The sequence below is a fragment of the Sphingomonas sp. Leaf38 genome (assembly GCF_001421825.1).
Classification (GTDB): Bacteria; Pseudomonadota; Alphaproteobacteria; order Sphingomonadales; family Sphingomonadaceae; genus Sphingomonas.
On sequence record NZ_LMLD01000011.1, the window covers coordinates 1,118,709 to 1,137,550 of the forward strand.

Annotated in this window: 25 protein-coding genes and 1 pseudogene; 21 read left to right on the forward strand and 5 right to left on the reverse strand. The window is 65.8% G+C overall.

Translation table 11 applies throughout. From position 1 onward, the window contains the following. Positions 1-5 precede the first annotated feature (5 nt). The 19 genes and pseudogenes from rpsC to ASE88_RS12555 form a co-directional block, all read left to right on the forward strand. Positions 6-713 carry a 30S ribosomal protein S3 gene (gene rpsC, locus ASE88_RS12465; protein WP_055872646.1) on the forward strand — a complete coding sequence of 236 codons (708 nt, stop codon included), beginning with the start codon at positions 6-8 and terminating at the stop codon, positions 711-713. A gap of 15 nt (positions 714-728) precedes the next feature. Continuing rightward, positions 729-1,163, forward strand: coding sequence for a 50S ribosomal protein L16 (gene rplP, locus ASE88_RS12470; RefSeq protein WP_031393758.1), 435 nt, complete (start codon positions 729-731; stop codon positions 1,161-1,163). A gap of 4 nt (positions 1,164-1,167) precedes the next feature. Beyond that, positions 1,168-1,374 carry a 50S ribosomal protein L29 gene (rpmC, locus tag ASE88_RS12475; RefSeq protein WP_055872644.1) on the forward strand — a complete coding sequence of 69 codons (207 nt, stop codon included), beginning with the start codon at positions 1,168-1,170 and terminating at the stop codon, positions 1,372-1,374. A gap of 10 nt (positions 1,375-1,384) precedes the next feature. Further along, positions 1,385-1,657 (forward strand): 30S ribosomal protein S17, encoded by a 273-nt coding sequence (gene rpsQ, locus ASE88_RS12480; RefSeq protein WP_031393756.1) that lies wholly within the window; start codon positions 1,385-1,387, stop codon positions 1,655-1,657. A gap of 164 nt (positions 1,658-1,821) precedes the next feature. Then, positions 1,822-2,190, forward strand: coding sequence for a 50S ribosomal protein L14 (gene rplN, locus ASE88_RS12485; RefSeq protein WP_031393755.1), 369 nt, complete (start codon positions 1,822-1,824; stop codon positions 2,188-2,190). Next, the gene (gene rplX / locus ASE88_RS12490) at positions 2,190-2,507 is read left to right on the forward strand and encodes a 50S ribosomal protein L24 (RefSeq protein WP_055872640.1); all 318 of its coding nucleotides are present in this window, start codon (positions 2,190-2,192) and stop codon (positions 2,505-2,507) included. The genes rplN and rplX overlap by 1 nt, the downstream gene beginning before the upstream one ends. After that, positions 2,500-3,123, forward strand: a complete 624-nt coding sequence (gene rplE / locus ASE88_RS12495) for a 50S ribosomal protein L5 (RefSeq protein WP_200910207.1) — start codon at positions 2,500-2,502, stop codon at positions 3,121-3,123. Before rplX ends, rplE begins: the two co-directional genes overlap by 8 nt. A gap of 65 nt (positions 3,124-3,188) precedes the next feature. Continuing rightward, positions 3,189-3,494, forward strand: coding sequence for a 30S ribosomal protein S14 (gene rpsN / locus ASE88_RS12500; protein WP_056015537.1), 306 nt, complete (start codon positions 3,189-3,191; stop codon positions 3,492-3,494). 10 nt (positions 3,495-3,504) lie between these two features. Continuing rightward, the gene (gene rpsH, locus ASE88_RS12505; protein WP_031393751.1) at positions 3,505-3,900 is read left to right on the forward strand and encodes a 30S ribosomal protein S8; all 396 of its coding nucleotides are present in this window, start codon (positions 3,505-3,507) and stop codon (positions 3,898-3,900) included. Continuing rightward, a complete protein-coding gene (rplF, locus tag ASE88_RS12510; protein WP_055872637.1) occupies positions 3,900-4,433 on the forward strand; it encodes a 50S ribosomal protein L6 in 534 nt (177 codons plus the stop codon). The genes rpsH and rplF overlap by 1 nt, the downstream gene beginning before the upstream one ends. Further along, positions 4,433-4,789, forward strand: coding sequence for a 50S ribosomal protein L18 (gene rplR / locus ASE88_RS12515; protein WP_031393749.1), 357 nt, complete (start codon positions 4,433-4,435; stop codon positions 4,787-4,789). The genes rplF and rplR overlap by 1 nt, the downstream gene beginning before the upstream one ends. Before the next feature lie 3 nt (positions 4,790-4,792). Further along, complete coding sequence (rpsE, locus tag ASE88_RS12520; protein WP_056478320.1) at positions 4,793-5,584, forward strand: 30S ribosomal protein S5; 792 nt, start codon at positions 4,793-4,795, stop codon at positions 5,582-5,584. Between the two features lie 6 nt (positions 5,585-5,590). Next, the gene (gene rpmD, locus ASE88_RS12525; protein WP_055872633.1) at positions 5,591-5,767 is read left to right on the forward strand and encodes a 50S ribosomal protein L30; all 177 of its coding nucleotides are present in this window, start codon (positions 5,591-5,593) and stop codon (positions 5,765-5,767) included. A 107-nt stretch (positions 5,768-5,874) separates the two neighbouring features. Next, positions 5,875-6,417 carry a 50S ribosomal protein L15 gene (gene rplO, locus ASE88_RS12530; protein ID WP_031393746.1) on the forward strand — a complete coding sequence of 181 codons (543 nt, stop codon included), beginning with the start codon at positions 5,875-5,877 and terminating at the stop codon, positions 6,415-6,417. Between the two features lie 294 nt (positions 6,418-6,711). Then, positions 6,712-8,076: a preprotein translocase subunit SecY gene (gene secY, locus ASE88_RS12535; protein WP_055872627.1), complete on the forward strand. Its 1,365-nt coding sequence runs from the start codon at positions 6,712-6,714 to the stop codon at positions 8,074-8,076. 51 nt (positions 8,077-8,127) lie between these two features. Then, entirely contained in the window at positions 8,128-8,778 is a 651-nt protein-coding gene (locus ASE88_RS12540; RefSeq protein WP_055875094.1) for an adenylate kinase, read from the forward strand. A gap of 538 nt (positions 8,779-9,316) precedes the next feature. Continuing rightward, a complete protein-coding gene (locus ASE88_RS12545) occupies positions 9,317-10,009 on the forward strand; it encodes a response regulator transcription factor (RefSeq protein ID WP_055872624.1) in 693 nt (230 codons plus the stop codon). A gap of 9 nt (positions 10,010-10,018) precedes the next feature. Further along, positions 10,019-11,365, forward strand: coding sequence for a sensor histidine kinase (locus tag ASE88_RS12550; protein WP_055875092.1), 1,347 nt, complete (start codon positions 10,019-10,021; stop codon positions 11,363-11,365). Positions 11,366-11,414: 49 nt separating this feature from the next. Then, positions 11,415-12,698, forward strand: a pseudogene (locus ASE88_RS12555) (MFS transporter); the annotation flags it as partial. A 62-nt stretch (positions 12,699-12,760) separates the two neighbouring features. Here ASE88_RS12555 and rsmD read toward each other — a convergent pair. The 3 genes from rsmD to ASE88_RS19745 are packed head-to-tail and all read right to left on the reverse strand — an operon-like array spanning position 12,761 to position 15,043. After that, positions 12,761-13,303, reverse strand: a complete 543-nt coding sequence (gene rsmD, locus ASE88_RS12560) for a 16S rRNA (guanine(966)-N(2))-methyltransferase RsmD (RefSeq protein ID WP_055872620.1) — start codon at positions 13,301-13,303, stop codon at positions 12,761-12,763. Beyond that, positions 13,303-14,895, reverse strand: a complete 1,593-nt coding sequence (locus ASE88_RS12565; RefSeq protein ID WP_082463136.1) for a pseudouridine synthase — start codon at positions 14,893-14,895, stop codon at positions 13,303-13,305. The genes rsmD and ASE88_RS12565 overlap by 1 nt, the downstream gene beginning before the upstream one ends. 13 nt (positions 14,896-14,908) lie before the next feature. After that, entirely contained in the window at positions 14,909-15,043 is a 135-nt protein-coding gene (locus ASE88_RS19745) for a hypothetical protein (RefSeq protein WP_268795226.1), read from the reverse strand. Between ASE88_RS19745 and ASE88_RS12570 the strand changes: the two genes are divergently transcribed. Both ASE88_RS12570 and ASE88_RS12575 read left to right on the forward strand, forming a co-directional pair. Continuing rightward, a complete protein-coding gene (locus ASE88_RS12570; RefSeq protein ID WP_055872618.1) occupies positions 15,015-15,464 on the forward strand; it encodes a response regulator in 450 nt (149 codons plus the stop codon). The genes ASE88_RS19745 and ASE88_RS12570 overlap by 29 nt on opposite strands. A 93-nt stretch (positions 15,465-15,557) precedes the next feature. Beyond that, positions 15,558-16,892, forward strand: a complete 1,335-nt coding sequence (locus tag ASE88_RS12575) for an AmpG family muropeptide MFS transporter (protein WP_056478322.1) — start codon at positions 15,558-15,560, stop codon at positions 16,890-16,892. Here ASE88_RS12575 and ASE88_RS12580 read toward each other — a convergent pair whose 3' ends face one another. Together ASE88_RS12580 and ASE88_RS12585 are read right to left on the reverse strand one after the other, a co-directional pair. Next, a complete protein-coding gene (locus ASE88_RS12580) occupies positions 16,893-17,357 on the reverse strand; it encodes a DUF6628 family protein (protein ID WP_235527930.1) in 465 nt (154 codons plus the stop codon). Positions 17,358-17,425: 68 nt separating this feature from the next. Next, positions 17,426-18,745: a bifunctional folylpolyglutamate synthase/dihydrofolate synthase gene (locus tag ASE88_RS12585; protein ID WP_056478323.1), complete on the reverse strand. Its 1,320-nt coding sequence runs from the start codon at positions 18,743-18,745 to the stop codon at positions 17,426-17,428. Positions 18,746-18,842 lie beyond the last annotated feature (97 nt).

An 18,842-nucleotide genomic window follows, 5' to 3' on the forward strand; every position in this document is an offset into this window, starting at 1 on the left:
GCATAATGGGTCAGAAGAGCAACCCCATCGGTCTGCGTTTGCAGATCAACCGTACCTGGGATAGCCGCTGGTACGCCGAAGGCGCCGACTATGGTCGGCTCCTGCTCGAGGATCTCAAGATCCGCGCATTCATCATGAAGACGCTGCCGCAGGCCGCGATCTCCAAGGTGGTCATCGAGCGTCCGGCCAAGCTGGCCCGCATCTCCATCTTCGCTGCACGCCCCGGCGTGATCATCGGCAAGAAGGGTGCGGACATCGAGAAGCTGCGTTCGACGATCGGCAAGATGACGTCGTCGACCGTGTCGCTGAACATCGTCGAGATCCGCAAGCCGGAAGTCGACGCGCGTCTCGTCGCGCAGGGCATCGCCGATCAGCTCGAGCGTCGTATCGCTTTCCGTCGCGCCATGAAGCGTGCGGTTCAGTCGGCGATGCGTCTCGGTGCCGAAGGCATCCGCGTGAACTGCGGCGGCCGTCTTGGCGGCGCCGAGATCGCACGGTCGGAGAGCTATCGTGAGGGTCGGGTTCCGTTGCACACGCTGCGCGCGAACATCGATTATGCCGAGGCTACGGCGCACACGTCTTACGGCGTTTGCGGCGTGAAGGTCTGGGTCTTCAAGGGCGAGATTCTCGGCAACGATCCGACGTCGTACGACCGCATCATGATGGAGGCTCAGACCTCCGGCGTGCGGCCGCAGCGCGACGATCGTCGCTAAGGGGCAGGAACAGACATGCTGCAACCAAAAAAGACCAAGTTCCGGAAGGCCTTCAAGGGCAAGATTTCGGGCGATGCCAAGAGTGGCTTCTCGCTCAATTTCGGTTCCTACGGCCTGAAGGCCATGGAGCCCGACCGGATCACCGCACGCCAGATCGAGGCGGCACGCCGCGCGATCACGCGTCACATGAAGCGCCAGGGGCGTTTGTGGATCCGCATTTTCCCAGACCTTCCGGTCTCGGGAAAGCCAGCCGAAGTCCGCATGGGTAAGGGCAAGGGCGCGCCGGAATATTGGGCCGCTCGAGTCAAGCCGGGTCGGATCCTGTTCGAGCTCGACGGCGTCGACGGCAAGATCGCCGCCGAGGCGTTCGAGCGGGCGGCCATGAAGCTGCCGATCAAGGTAAAGGTCGTTGCCCGCCTGGGTGACACCTCGCATCTGGGAGGCGAGTAAGATCATGGCTCGTATCGACGACATGAAGACCAAGAGCGACGACCAGCTGTCGGAGTCGCTCGGCGAACTGAAGCGCGAGCAGTTCAACCTGCGCTTCCAGGCCGCCACGAACCAGCTCGAAAAGCCGAGCCGCGTTCGTGAGGTCCGCCGCGACATCGCTCGCATCAAGACCCTGCAGGCTCAGCGCACCAGCGCTGAAGCCGCGAAGTAAGGAACACATCATGCCGAAGCGCGTGCTGACCGGTCTGGTCGTGTCCGACAAGGGCGACAAGACGGTGGTCGTGAACGTCGAGCGTAAGGTGAAGCACCCGCTCTACGGGAAGATCATCCGTCGCTCGAAGAAGTATCATGCTCATGACGAGAGCAACGAGTTCAAGCAGGGCGAGACCGTGCGGATCGAAGAGACCGCACCAATCTCCAAGCTGAAGACCTGGAAGGTGATCGAGCGGGTCAACACCCACGCGACGCCGGAACGGGCTTCGGCCGAGGGCTGAATCAAACATGAGGGCAGGGGGGCAACTCCCTGCGCTCTTGTTTTCGTAAACGGGAACGGCTAAGCGGCCGCTCCTCCCCGCTGCGGATTCGTCCGCGGCGGGGTGATTTTTTAGGCGGGGTTCGGTCGGTATCGACCCCAGAGACAGAGAAGGGATACGGATCCATGATCCAGATGCAGTCCAATCTCGACGTCGCTGACAACAGCGGCGCGAAGCGGGTGCAGTGCATCAAGGTGCTTGGGGGTTCCAAGCGTCGTGTTGCAGGCGTTGGCGACATCATCGTCGTCAGCATCAAGGAAGCGCAGCCACGGGGCCGTGTGAAGAAGGGCGACGTTCACCGCGCGGTGATCGTGCGTACCGCCAAGGATATCCGCCGTGCAGACGGTACGGTCATCCGCTTCGACGGCAACGCCGCGGTGCTGGTCAACAAGAACGAGGAGCCGATCGGCACCCGTATCTTCGGCCCAGTCGTTCGCGAGCTGCGCGGCAAGAAGCACATGAAGATCATCAGCCTCGCGCCGGAGGTGCTGTAATGGCGTCGCAGCGTATCAAGAAGGGTGACAAGGTCATCGTCCTGTCCGGCAAGGACAAGGGCAAGACCGGCGAAGTCACCATGTCGATGCCGAAGGCCGACAAGGTCGTCGTCGCGGGCGTCAACATCGCCGTGCGCCATACCAAGCCGACTCAGGGTGACCCGCAGGGTGGCCTGATCCGCAAGGAAGCGCCGATGCACGTTTCGAAGGTCGCGCACGTGACCGCCGACGGCAAGCCGACCCGCGTCCGCTTCGAGGAGCAGGACGGCAAGAAGGTCCGCGTGGCCGTCAAGACCGGGGAGAAGATCAATGGTTGATCAGAACACTGGCGCTGAGAACACCGGCACCGAGGTCGCCTACACGCCGCGCATGCGGAAGATGTACGACGAGACGATCATCAAGGCGATGGTCGACAAGTTCGGCTACAAGAACGTCATGGAGATCCCGCGGATCGACAAGATCGTTTTGAACATGGGCGTCGGCGAAGCCACGCAGGACAAGAAGAAGGTCGACCAGGCTGCTTCCGAAATGGAGCTGATTGCCGGCCAGAAGCCTGTCGTGACGAAGGCCAAGAAGTCGATCGCACAGTTCAAGCTGCGCGAAGGCATGCCGATCGGCGTGAAGGTCACCCTTCGCCGCGAGCGCATGTACGAGTTTCTCGACCGTTTCATCACGATCGCTCTTCCCCGCGTCCGCGATTTCCGCGGGCTCAACCCGAAGAGCTTCGATGGCCGTGGCAACTATGCCTGCGGTATCAAGGAGCAGATCGTGTTCCCAGAAATCAGCTATGACCGGGTCGACAAGGTCCGCGGCATGGATGTGATCGTGACGACGACCGCAAAGACCGACGATGAGGCTCGCGAGCTTCTGCGTCTGTTCGGTTTTCCGTTCCCGATCGAAGACGACGCTGCCGACGAGAAGAAGGCAGCTTAACTACCAACCGCCGCCCCTGGCCTCGTGTCACGGGCGGCGCTTCAGGAAAGAAAGAACTTAAGTCGATGGCGAAACTGAGTTCAGTCAACAAGAACGAGCGCCGCAAGCGCATGGTCAAGCAGTATGCCCCGAAGTACGCGGCACTGAAGGCGATCGCAGCGGACAAGACGCTCGACGACGGTGAGCGTCTGATCGCTCGCCTCAAGATGGCGGCACTGCCGCGCAACGCGAATCCGACCCGCATCCGTAACCGGTGCGAGCTGACCGGTCGCCCGCGCGCTTATTACCGCAAGTTCCGGCTCTGCCGTATTCAGCTGCGCGATCTGGCCAACAAGGGCCTGATCCCCGGCGTCACGAAGTCGAGCTGGTAAGGATTAAATCATGGCAGTGACCGATCCCTTGGGTGATTTGCTCACCCGCATCCGTAATGGCCAGCGCGCGAAGAAGGACTCCGTCCTGACCCCGGCGTCGAAGCTGCGCGTCCGCGTGCTCGACGTTCTGCAGCGCGAAGGCTATATCCGTGGCTATAGCGAAGAGCAGATGGGCCCCGCGGCCGGCCTTCGCATCGAGCTGAAGTATTTCGAGGGCCAGCCTGCGATCAAGCATGTCGCGCGCGTCTCGAAGCCCGGCCGTCGCGTCTATTCCGGCTCGCAGGAACTCCCGCGCGTCCGTAACGGCCTCGGCATCACCATCGTCTCGACGCCGCGCGGCGTGCTTTCGGATTCCGAAGCACGTGAGCAGAACGTCGGCGGCGAAGTCCTCGCGGAGGTGTTCTGATGAGCCGTATTGGTAAGAAGCCGGTTTCGGTACCGGCCGGCATCACGCCTAGCATCGCGAACAAGCAGTTGACCGTGAAGGGGCCCAAGGGCACGCTCACGATGCCGCTGCGCGAAGAGATCAGCTACACGATCGAAGACGGCGGCATCTCGGTGCAGCCGGCCAACGATACCAAGCGCGCGCGCGCGTTCTGGGGCATGCAGCGTACGATGGTGCAGAACCTGATTACGGGCGTGTCGGAAGGCTTCACCAAGAAGCTGCTGATCACCGGCGTCGGCTACCGTGCCGCTGCCCAGGGTCGTAACCTCAAGCTGCAGCTCGGCTACAGCCATGACGTGAACATCGACGTGCCGGAAGGCATCGAGGTGAAGACCCCGGACAACACCACGGTCGAGATCTCGGGTTCCGACAAGCAGAAGGTCGGCCAGCTGGCCGCGGAAATTCGTCAGTGGCGCAAGCCTGAGCCTTACAAGGGCAAGGGTATCAAGTACGACGGCGAGTTCATCTTCCGCAAGGAAGGGAAGAAGAAGTAATGACCAAGGGACTTTCTCTTTTCGCCAAGCGGCGTCGCCGCAATCGTACCGCGCTTCGCGCACGTGCAGGCACCCGTCCGCGGTTGTCGGTGCATCGTTCGGGCAAGCACATCTATGCCCAGGTGATCGACGATGCCGCTGGCACGACGGTCGCTTCGGCCTCGACGCTGGAGAAGGACGTGCGCGGCACGTCCGGCGCCAACATCGACGCGGCGACTTCGGTCGGCAAGCGCGTCGCCGAGGCTGCCAAGGCAGCGGGCGTGACTCAGGTCGTGTTCGATCGCGGCGGCTTCCTCTACCACGGTCGCGTGAAGGCTCTTGCCGATGCCGCGCGCGAAGCCGGATTGGAGTTCTAAGACATGGCTGACGAAAACAACACGCCGGCAGTGATCGCACCCGAGATGACCGCACAGGACGTCACGGCTCAGAACGTACCGCAGAGCACCGGCTACCAGGGCAACACCGGCGGTGGCCGTGGTCGTCCGGGTGGCGGCGGCGGCGGTGGTCGTGGTGGCCCCGGTGGCGGTCGCAGCGGTGGCCCGGGTGGCAACCGCGGTGGTCGTGACGGAGGTCGCGGTGGTCGCGACAATCGTGGCGGTCGTCCGGGTTCGGACGATGGCGGCGAAGAGCTGATCGAGAAGCTGGTTCACATCAACCGCGTCTCGAAGACGGTCAAGGGCGGTAAGCGCTTCGGCTTTGCAGCTCTGGTCGTCGTCGGCGACGGCAAGGGCCGTGCAGGCTTCGGTCATGGCAAGGCACGCGAAGTGCCGGAAGCCATCTCGAAGGCGACGGCTGCTGCCAAGAAGAAGATGGTTCGCGTTCCGCTCAAGGACGGTCGCACGCTGCATCATGACGGCAACGGTCACTTCGGTGCCGGCAAGGTCACGCTGCGGTCGGCGCCTCAGGGTACGGGCATCATCGCCGGTGGCCCGATGCGCGCTGTCTTCGAGTCGCTGGGCGTTGCAGACGTCGTGACCAAGTCGGTCGGCACGTCGAACCCCTACAACATGATCCGCGCAACGTTCGAAGCCCTTGGCGAGCAGACTTCGCCCAAGGCCGTCGCACAGCGTCGCGGCAAGAAGATCGCCGACCTGCTCGGCCACGGTGGGTCGAAGACCCCCGAGGCAGACGCAGCTGCGATCACGGAGTAAGCGATCATGGCAACCATCAAGATCACGCAGACCGGTTCGCCGATCCGCCGCGAGAAGGACCAGCGCGCAACGCTGATCGGTCTCGGCCTGAACAAGATGCACAAGACCCGCGAGCTGGAAGACAGCCCAGAGGTCCGCGGCATGATCCGCAAGGTGCAGCACATGGTGTCGGTGGAAGGCTGAGCCTTCACGACCCACGTGACAAATACGGGAAAGGGGGCTAACGGCCCCCTTTCTTATTCCAGAATCCATTTCCACAGCGCGTAACAAGCGAAAGCGAGTGCATTACCATGAAGCTCAACGAACTCCGCGATAACGAAGGTGCCCGTAAGTCCAAGATGCGCGTCGGACGCGGCATCGGCTCGGGCAAGGGCAAGACCGGCGGCCGCGGCCAGAAGGGCCAGAAGAGCCGCGAAGGCGTGTCCATCGCCGGCTTCGAAGGCGGCCAGATGCCGCTCCACATGCGTCTGCCTAAGCGCGGCTTCAACAACATCTTCCGCAAGGACTTCGCAGAGGTCAATCTCGGCGCGATCCAGCTCGCGGTCGATGCCGGCAAGATCGAGGCGAACGCCACGCTCGACCACAACGCGCTGAAGGCCGCTGGCCTCGCGCGCGGCGGCAAGGACGGCGTCCGCCTCCTCGCCAAGGGCGAGCTGACCACTGTCCTCTCGTTCACCGTCGACGGCGCGTCGAAGGGCGCGATCGAAGCGGTCGAGAAGATCGGCGGCAAGGTCGAGGTGATCCACTTCGTCCCCGCAGCCGAGAAGGCTGCCGCCAAGAAGGGCGTGAAGTACAAGGAGCGTGCGGCGCACAAGGCGTCGTTCAAGGCCTGACTTTGATGGGGGAGGGGGCGCCGGGTGCGCTTCCCCCTTTTTCGTTTGGTCTAAAATCCTCCCCCGCCAGGTGGAGGTGTCAGCGTAGCTGACGGAGGGGGCGGTAAGCGATGAACTCGCGTTCCGAAACCTCCCCCTCCAAGCCGCCGAAGCGGCCCACCTCCCCCTGGCGGGTGAGGATTCCGCAGACGCGATCCGCCTTAGGCATTAGACAAGCGCGCTCCTGCGCCTATATGAGCGGCGGGGGCGGTCACAACGCATCCCGCCTTCTTTGTTTCCAGGACGATCACACGCATGGCATCCGCAGCCGACCAGATGGCGCAAAGCATCAGCCTTTCGAAATTCGCGAAGGCGACCGACCTCAAGAAGCGGTTGTGGTTCACGATCGGCGCGCTGATCATTTTCCGCCTGCTCAGCTACGTGCCGCTGCCGGGTGTCGACCCGACCGCGCTCGGCCTGCTGTCGCAGCAGACGCAGGGCGGCGTGCTCGATTTCTTCAACACCTTCTCGGGTGGTTCGCTCAGCCGCATGTCGCTGATCGCGCTCGGCGTGATGCCCTACATCACCGCCTCGATCGTGGTGCAGCTCGCGACGTCGCTGTCGCCGACGCTCGCCGCCATCAAGAAGGACGGCGAATCGGGCCGCAAGCGCCTCAACCAGTACACCCGCTACGGCACCGTCGGCCTGACCGCGGTGCAGGGCTATTTCATCGCCGTCGGCCTTGAAACGCTCGGCGCGGCACAGGGCATCCAGGCGGTCATCGAGCCTGGCATGATGTTCCGCGTCGCCGCGGTCATCTCGCTGATCGGCGGTACGATGTTCCTGATGTGGCTCGGCGAGCAGATCACCAGCCGCGGCATCGGCAACGGCGTCTCGCTGATCATCATGGCCGGCATCGTCGCGCATCTGCCCGTCACGCTCGTCAACCTGCTCGAAGGCGGCCGTTCGGGTTCGCTCGATCCGATCAAGCTGATCGGCATCGTCGTCGCGGTGGTCGTGCTGATCCTCTTCATCTGTTTCATGGAGCGCGCCCAGCGTCGTATCCTGATCCAGTATCCCAAGCGCCAGACTCAGCGCGGCATGCAGGCCGATCGCAGCCATCTGCCGCTGAAGATCAACACGGCAGGTGTCATCCCGCCGATCTTCGCGTCGTCGCTGCTGCTGATGCCACTGACGATCTCGCAGTTCGCAGGCCAGCGCGTGGCGGGCGAGTCGAAGTGGGGCGATTTCATCATCACCCTCAACCAGTACCTCCAGCACGGTTCGCCTGTGTACATGCTGCTGTACGGCGCCGGCATCATCTTCTTCTCGTTCTTCTACACCGCGGTCGTCTTCAACCCCGAGGAAACCGCCGACAATCTGAAGCGCAATGGCGGGTTCATCCCCGGCATTCGCCCGGGCAAGAACACCGAGAATTACTTCGATTACGTGCTGACTCGCATTACCGTCATCGGTGCGGCGTATCTGACGATCATCTGCCTGTTGCCCGAATATCTGGTGACCGCGTTGCAGATCCCGTTCTACCTCGGCGGCACCAGCCTGCTGATCGTCGTCAACGTGACGATGGACACGGTGACGCAGATCCAGTCGCACCTGCTGGCGCACCAGTATGGCGACCTGATCAAGAAGGCGAAGCTCAAGGGCAATCGACTTCGTTAAGTTGCGGGGCTAACCCGGTTTAATCCTGCACGAACGAGGGGAGTGCGTTTCGTGAATATCATCCTTCTTGGACCGCCTGGCGCGGGCAAGGGCACCCAAGCCGCCACGCTCGTCAGCGAGCGCGGCATGGTGCAGCTTTCGACCGGCGACATGCTGCGTGCAGCGGTCGCCGCCGGAACCCCGGTCGGCCTTCAGGCGAAGTCGGTGATGGAATCGGGCGGGCTCGTTTCGGACGAGATCGTGTCGGGCATCATCGGTGAACGCCTCGACCAGCCGGATACCGCGAACGGCGTCATCTTCGACGGCTATCCGCGGACTGCGGCGCAGGCCGAGGCGCTTGACGGCCTGCTCGCCGATCGCGGCCGGACTCTCGATTACGTGATCGAACTCGGCGTTGACGAGGCAGCACTCATCGACCGCGTCGTCGGCCGCTACACTTGCGCCAAGTGCGGTGCGGGTTATCACGATCGCTACAAGAAGCCGGCGGTTGCGGGCGTGTGCGACGTGTGCGGATCGACCGAGTTCAAGCGTCGTCCCGACGACAACGCGGAGACCGTCCACAACCGCATGTCGGAATATCGGGCGAAGACGGCACCGATCCTGCCGATCTACGATGCGCGGGGGCTGGTCCATCGCGTGGACGGCATGGCCGACATCGCGCATGTCGGTTCCGCGATCGCGGCGATTCTCGACGGCAGGTAATCTGTTCTCCCGCGAAGGCGGGGGAACATGACTGCGGCGACGGCGATCTACTTACCCTTAATGCCTACCCGTTGGATTAAGGCCTCGGTTGGGTAATCCGCCCCGCTCTCCGTCATCCCGGCGAACGCCGGGACCCACGGTTACGGCAGACCAGGCGAGGGCCTGTCATCATCACCTTCTCCGCAACCATGGTCCCGGCGTTCGCTGGGATGACGGAGGGGTTCGGGCTGCGCATCTCTCGGCCGCCCTCGCACGCGTCAGCGGTGGGCGTTAGCGCAGCACGCGTTGGTCCATTGCGACCATCACCCAACACGCCTCAACATGACGCAATTGTCACCCGTCGGTCATCGCGCTGACCCCCACCAGATCCTAGAAAGACCCCGTGGCCAGCAACGGCCGCGCGACTTTCCAGAGATCGGTGCCCGTCACTCCCGGGGGTACCGTGGGGGCCGGTGGGAAGACTTCTTTCCGCCGGCCTTTCCGTTTATGAGGGCAGGAGATAGTGACCGATTTCGGTGCCAGGGAAGGTGATAGCGCGTTGAGCCGCAAGATTTTGATCGTCGAGGACGATGCGTCGACATCCGCCTATCTTGCCAAGGGTTTAGCCGAAGCCGGACATGCGATCGAAGCCTGCGCCGATGGCCGTGACGGTCTGTTCCTCGCCAGCGAGGGCATCTTCGACCTGATCATCGCCGATCGTATGCTGCCGGGCCTTGACGGGCTATCTATGGTGAGCGCGATTCGCGCCGCCGGCATCGCGACGCCGGTGCTGATCCTGTCCGCGCTCGCCGCCGTCGACGACCGCGTCGATGGCCTGAAGGCTGGCGCGGACGATTATCTCTGCAAGCCATTTTCATTTGCCGAACTCTCCGCACGCATCGAAGCGATGCTTCGCCGCTCGGATCGCGCCGCGACCGAGCCGCAAAAGACCAAGCTTGCCGTCGGTGACCTCGAGATCGATCTGCTCGCGCGCGCCGTCTCGCGCGCCGGTCGCACGATCCCGCTTGGCGCGCGCGAATTCAACCTGCTCGAATTCCTCGCGCGTCATGCTGGCCAGGTCGTCACGCGCACGATGATGCTCGAGAAGATTTGGAACTATCATTTCGACCCGGGCTCGAACGTCGTCGACGTCCATATCGGCCGCCTACGCCGCAAGCTCGAGGATGGCTTCCCGACGCCGATCCTTCATACTGTTCGTGGCGCTGGATACCGTCTCGCTGTCGAAGGCTGATCCGGGGTGGTGATCCGGCTTTCGGTAACCGCCCGAATTGCGCTTCTGTCGATTGCCCTCGCGCTCGTGTCCAATCTCGCGCTGGTCGGCTTCGTGTGGAAGACCACCAGCGCCGACGCGATCGACGCGATCCGTCGCGAGACGACCGAGCAATCGGAGGCGTTGCGCGCGGTCTGGCGTAGCGGCGGGCTTCCCGCAGTGCGTCAGGCGATCAACGGTGCGGTCGTTCCCGGTGACGTGTCGCTGGTCCTCGCGGTGATCGACCCGGAGGGACGTGCGGTTGTCGGAATCGCGCCGGCACGGCTCGCGGTACCGCTCAAGACCACGCATTTTCGGATCGCGCGGCTTGGCGCCGACGCACTCTGGTCGGCGCGCGAGTCGGGGTACGCGCTGCACCCGCTCGGCGCGTACTGGCTTCTCACCGGTCGCAATCTCGACCTGATCGCCGCCGAGGAGCGCGCGATCGAACGCGCGCTCGCGGTGGCCGTTTTCCTGTCGCTTGCGCTCGGCGTGGTCGGCGGGCTTGTCCTCACGCGCTACGTCGGCCGCCGCCTCGACGGCATCGCCAAGGCGATCGAGGCGGCGGGCGAAGGCGATCTGTCGCGGCGCGTCGATATGGCCGCGGGCGGTGGCGACGCGTTCGATCGCCTCGCGGTGCGGCTCAACGTCATGCTCGGCAAGCTCGAGGGCGTGATGGCCGAACTGCGGATCGTCACCGACAGCCTCGCTCATGATCTGCGCTCGCCGCTCGCGCGGCTGCGTACCAAGACCGAGCAGGCGGTGCTGATCGCCGACCCGGACGCACGCGAGGCGGCGCTTGGCGGCCTGCTGGTCGAGACCGATCTCGTCATGCGGATGCTGACGATGGTGATCGAGATCAGCCGCTCGGGCTCGGTCTCGCGCGATCGCTTCATCGAGGTCTCGCCGGCAGACCTTCTCGAAGAGATTGGTGAACTCTACGCGCCTGTCGCGGAGGACGCAGGTCTCGTCTTCACGATCGCGATCGACGATCGCCCGCCGCCGATGAAGCTGCACCGCGAACTGATCAGCCAGGCGATCACCAACCTGATCGACAACGCGCTCCGCCACGGCGCAGGCGGGGGCGAGGTGACGCTGCGGATCGTCCACCGCACCGATGGCGTCGCGATCCAGGTCGAGGACCGCGGCCCCGGCATCGCCGCTGCGGATCGCGCACAGGCGTTGAAGCGCTTCGGCCGCCTCGACAGCGCACGCTCAACCCCCGGCGCAGGGCTCGGCATGGCGCTGATCGAAGCGGTTGCGCGGCTGCATGATGGCCATTTCGAACTTGCGGACAATGCGCCGGGCCTGATCGCCCGCATCGTCCTCCCCCTCTGACCCTCCCCCTGGCGGGGAGGATCTTGCGCGGCAACCGGTTGACCGCAACCGACTCCGCGGCGATGTCGTGGTCATGACGACCTTAGCCTCGAACCGCCGCATCCTCGCCGCCAGCCTGGTCGGCACCGCAGTCGAGTTCTACGATTTCTACATCTATGCGACCGCCGCCGCGCTGGTGTTCGGCCCGTTGTTCTTCGCGGGGCAATCGGACTCGGCGCAATTGCTGCTGAGCTATGCGACGTTCGGGCTCGCCTTCGTCGCGCGTCCGGTCGGTGCGATCGTGTTCGGGCATTTCGGCGACCGGGTCGGGCGCAAGTCGACGCTGGTCGCGTCGCTGCTGCTGATGGGCGGATCGACCGTCGGGATCGCGTTCCTCCCCACCTATGCGCAGGTCGGCTGGATCGCGCCCGCATTGCTCTGTCTGATGCGGCTGGGGCAGGGACTAGGGCTGGGCGGCGAATGGGGCGGGGCGGCGTTGCTCGCGGTCGAGAACGCGCCGCCGCACCGCAAGAACACCTGGGGGATGTTTCCGCCGCTCGGTGCACCGGTAGGTTTCCTCGCCGCCAATGGATTATTCCTGGTCATCGGCCTCGTGCTCGACGAGGCGCAGTTCGTCGCATGGGGCTGGCGCATCCCGTTCCTGTTGAGCGCGATCCTCGTCGGGCTGGGGCTGTGGGTGCGGCTGAAGCTGACCGAAACGCCCGCGTTCCTCGAGGCCGAGGCGACCGAAGCGCTCCCCAAGGTGCCGATCGCCACGCTGCTGACTCAGCATCTGCGCGCGACGCTCGCGGGGACGTTCGGCGTCATCGCCTGCTTCGCGCTGTTCTACCTCGCGACCGCCTTCGCGCTTGGCTACGGGACCAAAACGCTGGGCTATTCGCGCGAGGCGTTCCTCGGCGTCGAACTTATCGCAATCTGGTTCCTGGCGGGCGGCGTGATCATCGCGAGCGTGCTGGCGGACCGCCATTCCGCCGCGCGGATGCTGGCGATCGGGTTTGCCGGGTGCATCGGTGTCGGTGCGTTGATGGGGCCGATGCTGGGCTCGGGATCGCTGGTCACGGTGTGGCTCTGGTTGTCGGGCGCGCTGTTCGTGATGGGGTTCGCCTATGGGCCGCTCGGCGGATGGCTGCCGAGCCTGTTTCCGGCGGGGGTGCGCTACACCGGCGTGTCGATGACGTTCAACCTCGGCGGCGTGCTCGGCGGTGCGCTCGCGCCGATCGTGGCGGAGGCGCTGGCACCGCATGGCCTATGGCTGGTCGGCGGGTATCTGATGGCGGCGGGGGTGCTGAGCCTGGGCGGACTGCTGATCCTCGGCCGCACCGGTCAAAAATAGTATGTTCTCCCGCGAAGGCGGGAGCCCAGTCTGGGCTCCAGCCTTCGCGAGAGAACAAGCTTCTACGCCGATGCTGGCCGTAAAAGAGTCAGCCGCGCCTTGCCGTGGACGCGAGTCGCGTCGACCTCGAAGCCCGCCAGTTCGACGACCTCGGCCTTGGCGGTCTCCAGGCTGATCCACGTCGCCGGGCCGACCCAGCCGAGCCGCGACAGCTTGTCGAGCGCGACCAGCCCGGCGCCGGTGGTGTACGGCGGATCCATCAGGATCACGTCGAGCGGTGCAGGCGCGGGGCCGAGCGCCATCACCGAGGTGGCGCGGACGTCGCCGCGAATCTCGAGCTTGGCGAGGTTGGCTTTCAGCGCGTCGACCGCCAGCTTGTCCGATTCGACGAACATGCACGTCGCCGCGCCGCGCGACAGCGCCTCGATACCCAGCGCGCCCGAGCCGGCGAACAGATCGGCGACTGCCAACCCCTCGAAGCTGCCGACTCGACTGGTCAGCATCGAAAACAACGTCTCGCGCATCCGGTCGGCGGTCGGACGCGTGGAATCCCCCTTGGGCGCGACGATCGGGCGTCCGCGCCATTGGCCCGCGATGATCCGCATCAGCGTTTCCCTCCCCGTGGTGCACGGGGCGGGTGACCGCGGCCTCCCGACGGACCCTTGCCGGGTGCGGTGGGACGACTCCCCCGCTCAGGTCGCGCCGGCGCATCGCGCATTGGCCGCGGCTCCGCGCCGGGACGCCCGGCGGCACTACGCGCGGCGCGCTTGTCGAGCGAACTGCGGCCGCGCGAATCGTCGGCCTGCGGGCGGAAGCCGCGCGGCTGTTCCTGGCGCTGCGGCGTATCGCCGCGGCGCGGCGTCACGGTTCCGCCAGCGCCGACCCGCGATGGCGCGGCACGGTCGCGCGGCGGCTTGGCGGCGCGGAAATGCTTGATCTTCGGGCTGGTGCTCAGCTCCTCGCCGCGATCCGCCCGCTCCTGGCGCGCATAGGGCTTGGACGTCTCGCCGCTGGTTGGTCGGGCGTGATGCGTCCCCGTCGGCCTAGCGGCGTTGCGCGCATCGGGCCGCGCCCAGGGATCGTTGACGTCGCCGCGCTGCATCGCCGCGGTCGGGCGGATCCGCTCGGGCCGTGCTGGCCGCGACGGGCGCTCGGTCGGCGCGCTGGTGCTGGCGAAACCCGAACTCGCAGGTGCGCTATACGGGGTGCGGGCAGGTGTACGCGCGCCACCGGGCGCCGGCCGCGCGCCGAATGCCGGCCGCCCCGTCGACGCGGAATGCCCCGTCGATGCAGGACGAGGGGCGTTGCTCCCGCGCTGGTTCGACCGCGCACCGATCCCGGCCCCCGCGCCGGCACTCGCGCTGATCCCGATATTGGCGCGCGCGCCCGGACCCTCGGGCCGCCCCTTCGCCAGCTCCTTCTGGAACGCGACGACATCGTGCTGGAGCACTTCGCCGATCTGGCCGGGCGGCAGATCGCCGAGCACGAACGGGCCGTAGCGCGTCCGGATCAGTCGCGAGACCTGCAAGCCCAGATGCTCGAGCACGCGGCGGACTTCGCGGTTCTTGCCCTCGGTCAGGATCATCTCGATCCACACATTGGCACCGGTCCGACGCTCGATATTGGCGTTGATCGAGCCATAGCGCACGCCCTCGATCTCGATCCCCTCGATCAGTTCCTCGAGCTGCGGCTGCGTGATGTTGCCGTAAGCGCGCGCGCGATAGGCGCGCTCGACACCCGTCGCGGGCAGTTCGAGCTGGCGTTTGAGCCCACCATCGGTGGTCATCAGCAACAGCCCCTCGGTGTTGAGATCGAGGCGACCGACCGGCACCAGCCGCGGCAGATCCTGCGGCAGGCGATCATAGATCGTCGTGCGCCCGGCAGGATCGCGCTCGGTGACGAGTAGTCCGGTCGGCTTGTGATACAGGAACAGCCGCGCCGCGCTGGGCGCCTCGACGGGATCGCCGTCGACCGTCACGCCGGCAAGATTGCGCAGGATCGTCGCGGGCGTATCGAGCGTCGAGCCGTTCAGCGCGACGCGGCCCTCGGCGATCATCCGCTCGATATCGCGGCGCGAGGCGATCCCTGCGCGGGCGAGCAGCTTGGCGATACGGTCGCCTTTTACCGGATTGGCGGGGGTTGCAGGCGCGTCGTTCGACGGGCTGGCAGTCGGGTTATCGTCTTTTGAAGTCGTCATGGCGCGGCTGATACTATGGATCGGCCGCGAGCGCGAAATATTTGCGACCGTTCGTGCTGCGGTGCGTTAGAACCCACAAGCGTAACGACCGTTCGGCGCGCTCTGGGGTTTCGACGATCATGTTGTTCGGAAAGAAGAAACGAAACATCGTGCGCCTCCTGCTGGTCGAGGACGAGCCGCTGATCGCCTTCGACAACGAACATTTCCTGACCGATGCCGCCTACACGATCGTCGCGACGGTCGACCGCGTCGCCGACGCGCTGGCGATCATCGCCAACAGCAACGATACGGAGGGCAAGGCCGAGATCGACCTCGTGCTGGTCGATGTCCATCTCGCCGACGGCTCGGGTCTCGACGTGGCGCGTGCGGCGCAGGCGCGCGGCGTGCCCGTGATGTTCGTGACCGGCAACTTTCCCGACGAGGCGATGGTGCTCGCAACCGGTTGCCTGGCGAAGCCCTATGCGCCGCGCGACCTGATCGGTGCGATCGCGGTCATCGATGCGCGGATCGGCGGCGTGGTGCCAAAGCGCCTGCCGCCCGGGTTCCGACTGTTCGAGACGCTGGCCTAGCCTGGCAACCGCCGGGACCGCGGGAGGCGGGCGGTTGACCGTTTGACGAGGCTTACGGCTTCCCTAGCCCGGACAGCGCGCTATTGTCGGCGAATGTCCACTGATACCGTCGCGCGCCGTTCCGTTCTTGCCACCCTCGCGCCCTATCTTCGGCCGAGACCGATCGCGGCCTTGCTGCTCGGCATATCGAGCGGTTTCCCGCTCGCCCTGCTGCTCGGCACGATGGGCTATTGGCTGTCGAAGGTCGGCATCGACAAGAAGACGATCGGGTTCGCGATCGGCCTCACCACGCCGTACACGCTCAAATTCCTGTGGGCGCCGTTCATCGACAGATTCGAGATTCCGGTGCTGACCCGTTGGGTCGGGCAGCGCCGCGCCTGGCTGTTCGTCGTCCAGGCGCTGCTGTTCGGATCGGTCTGGATGCTCGGGTTCAGCGCGCCGCAGGAGCATCTCGGCGTCTTCGCGTTCTGGGCGATCGTCACCGCGTTCCTCGGCGCGACGCAGGATATCGTAATCGATGCCTACCGGATCGAGATCCTGCCCGAAGACGAACTCCCGCACGGCACCGCGAACAACCAGTTCGGCTACCGCCTCGGCAACCTCGCCGCAGGCGTCGGGACGATCGCGATCGCCTCATCCGAAGGCCTCGGGCTCGGCTGGGCGCTGGGCTACGGCCTGACCGCGTTTTGCGTCATTCCCGGCGCGCTCGCCGCGCTGTGGGCGGGGCGCGGCCTGCACGACCGCGTCCTGGCCAAGCAACCGCACGAGACCGGCGGACGCTGGCTCGAGGACACGATCATCGGCCCGTTCCGCGAGTTCTTCCAGCGGCGTGGCGCGGTGCTGATCCTGCTGTTCGTGCTGATCTACAAGCTCGGCGATGCGATGGGGCAGGGGATGCTCAACCCGATGATCGTCGAACTCGGGTTCAGCGACACCGAATTCATCGCGATCAACAAGCTCGTCGGGTTCTGGGGGCTGATCGTCGGCACCGCGCTTAGTGCGCCGTTCATGGCCTGGCTCGGTCTCGGTCGCGCGCTGTTCGTGTCGGGCGTGCTGATGATGGTGAGCAACTTCACCTTCGTGATCCTCGCCTGGCATGGCCATTCCAACACCTGGCTGACGATCGCGGTGGCGACCGAGCAGGTGACCAGCGGGATCGGCCTGACGGTGTTCGTGACGTATCTGTCGGGGCTGTCGAACCTCGCCTACACCGCGACTCAGTTCGCGTTGCTGTCGTCGTTCGCCGCGGTCGGGCGGACCTGGCTGGCGGCGCCGGCCGGCTATGCGGCCACCGCACTCGGGTGGCCGGGGTTCTGGATGCTGACGATGGTCGTCGCGCTGCCCGGCCTGATCCTGCTGTGGATATTGTGGCGGCAGGGGTTCGTCGTCGAGAGCGTCCGCCGGGCAAGGGCGGAGGAAACCGCGTAACTACATCGTGACCGGTCGTCCTTCGTCGGCAAACGCGGCAGCGAGTGCTGCGGCGCTGGCGAGGACGCCCTCGACCCGGCGGACGCCGAGCAGGTCGACCATCAGATAGCGTGCGGTCTCGGGCGCGGTTTCGACGCGCGCAAGGATCGACAGCATCGCCGACTCCGCGGGCGTTATCCGGGCGCAGCAGCAGGGCGCGATCGCGATCGTCCCTGCCGATGTGGCCGCAAGGTCCGCCATCAAGGCGCGCAACAGCACCAATGGGCGGCGGAAGCTCTGCCCGAATGCGGTAAACATCGTGTGCGCCGCGCGCGCATCGGCAAGGCCGTTCGCCCCCATGCGTCGCATCGCGAACAGTGCGATTCGCGCGTTTTCGCAAGGCGGGAGTGGATGGGGCAACAGCGTCGTCGCGCTGGCGAGCGCATTGGCCGAGCTAGGCGTCGAACTAGGGCGAGTATCGGTCATTCACGCGACTCCGTGGTGGTGCCCACAAACTCGCCGGTTAGTTATTGATAGTCAATAGCAATAAGAATTCAGTCCGGTGGCTGGTCGTTCGCGGCGAGCACTTCACCGGCGAGGTAGAGCGAGCCCGCGATAAGCACCAGATTGGGCTGGTCGCTTCCGGCCGCAATCCGGTCGAGCGCATCGGCCGGGGAGGGCGCGGTGTCTGCGGTCGCCCCGCAGGTCCGCGCGATTGCGGCGAGCGCCTCAGGTGCATGGTGCGCATGGCCCGGCACCGGGATCGCGATGACGTGCCCGATCGAGGGCGAGATGATCCGGATCACCGCCTCGGCGTCCTTGTTGGCGAGCATCCCCAGGACCAGCGTCACCGGGCGCCGCTTTGCCAGCGTCCGCAGCGCGCGCGCGACGGGTTGCGCGGCGTTGGGATTGTGCGCGCCGTCCAGCCAGAGCTCGCTGCCACCCGGCAGCCGCGCAAGCAGCGGTCCGTCGGACAGGCGTTGCATCCGCGCCGGCCAGTGCGCCCAGTCGGCGGCAGCGCGCATCGCGGCTTCGGGGATGTGTAACGCGCCCTGATGCCGCAGCAGCGCGATCGCCAGCGCGAGGTTGCGCGACTGGTGCGCGCCAACCAGCCGGGGGCGGTTGCTGACGAGCGAGAAACCCTGGTCCGCATAGCGCATCGTCGACCGCGCGGTCTCGCTCGTCCATGCCGCGCCGCGCGCAACGACGGGCGCGCCGGCCGCCGCGGCGACCGCGGCGATCTTCGCGCGCAACGGCTTTGGGTAATCCATCGTGACAAGCGGCACGCTAGGCTTGGCGATCCCCGCCTTCTCGCCGGCGATGTCCAGCAGCGTGTCGCCGAGGAACGCCTGGTGGTCGATGCCCAGCGCGGCGATCCCGGTCACGACCGGGTTGGGGATGACGTTGGTCGCATCGAGCCGCCCGCCGAGGCCGACCTCGACGATCGTCGCGGCGGCGGGCGTGCGCGCGAAGGCGAGGAACGCGGCGGCGGTGGTGACCTCGAAGAAGCTGGCTTGCAGGTCGGCTGCGTGGTCGAGCACTTCTTCGAGCAAGGCGGCGAGCAAGTCGTCCTCGATCAGCGATCCGGCGAGGCGGATGCGTTCGTTGAAGCGGACGAGGTGCGGGCTCGAATAGACATGGACACTGTGCCCGGCGGCCTCGATCGCGGCGCGCAGGAACGCGCAGGTCGAGCCCTTGCCGTTCGTCCCCGCGACGTGGAACACCGGCGGGAGCGACAGATGCGGATCGCCGAGGCGGCTCAGGAGCGCAGTGATGCGCTCGAGGCCGAGGATGTCAGCGCCGGGCGACAGCATGGTCAGCCGGTCTAGCTGGGCCTGTACGACGGGCGATGACGAAACGGCGTGGTCGGGCATTCTAGCTCCCTCTCCCCTCCGGGGAGAGGGCTGGGGTGAGGGGCTGTTGCGGACGCAGCATGACCGGGCTGGGCCCCCCCCCCCCCCCCCCCCCCCC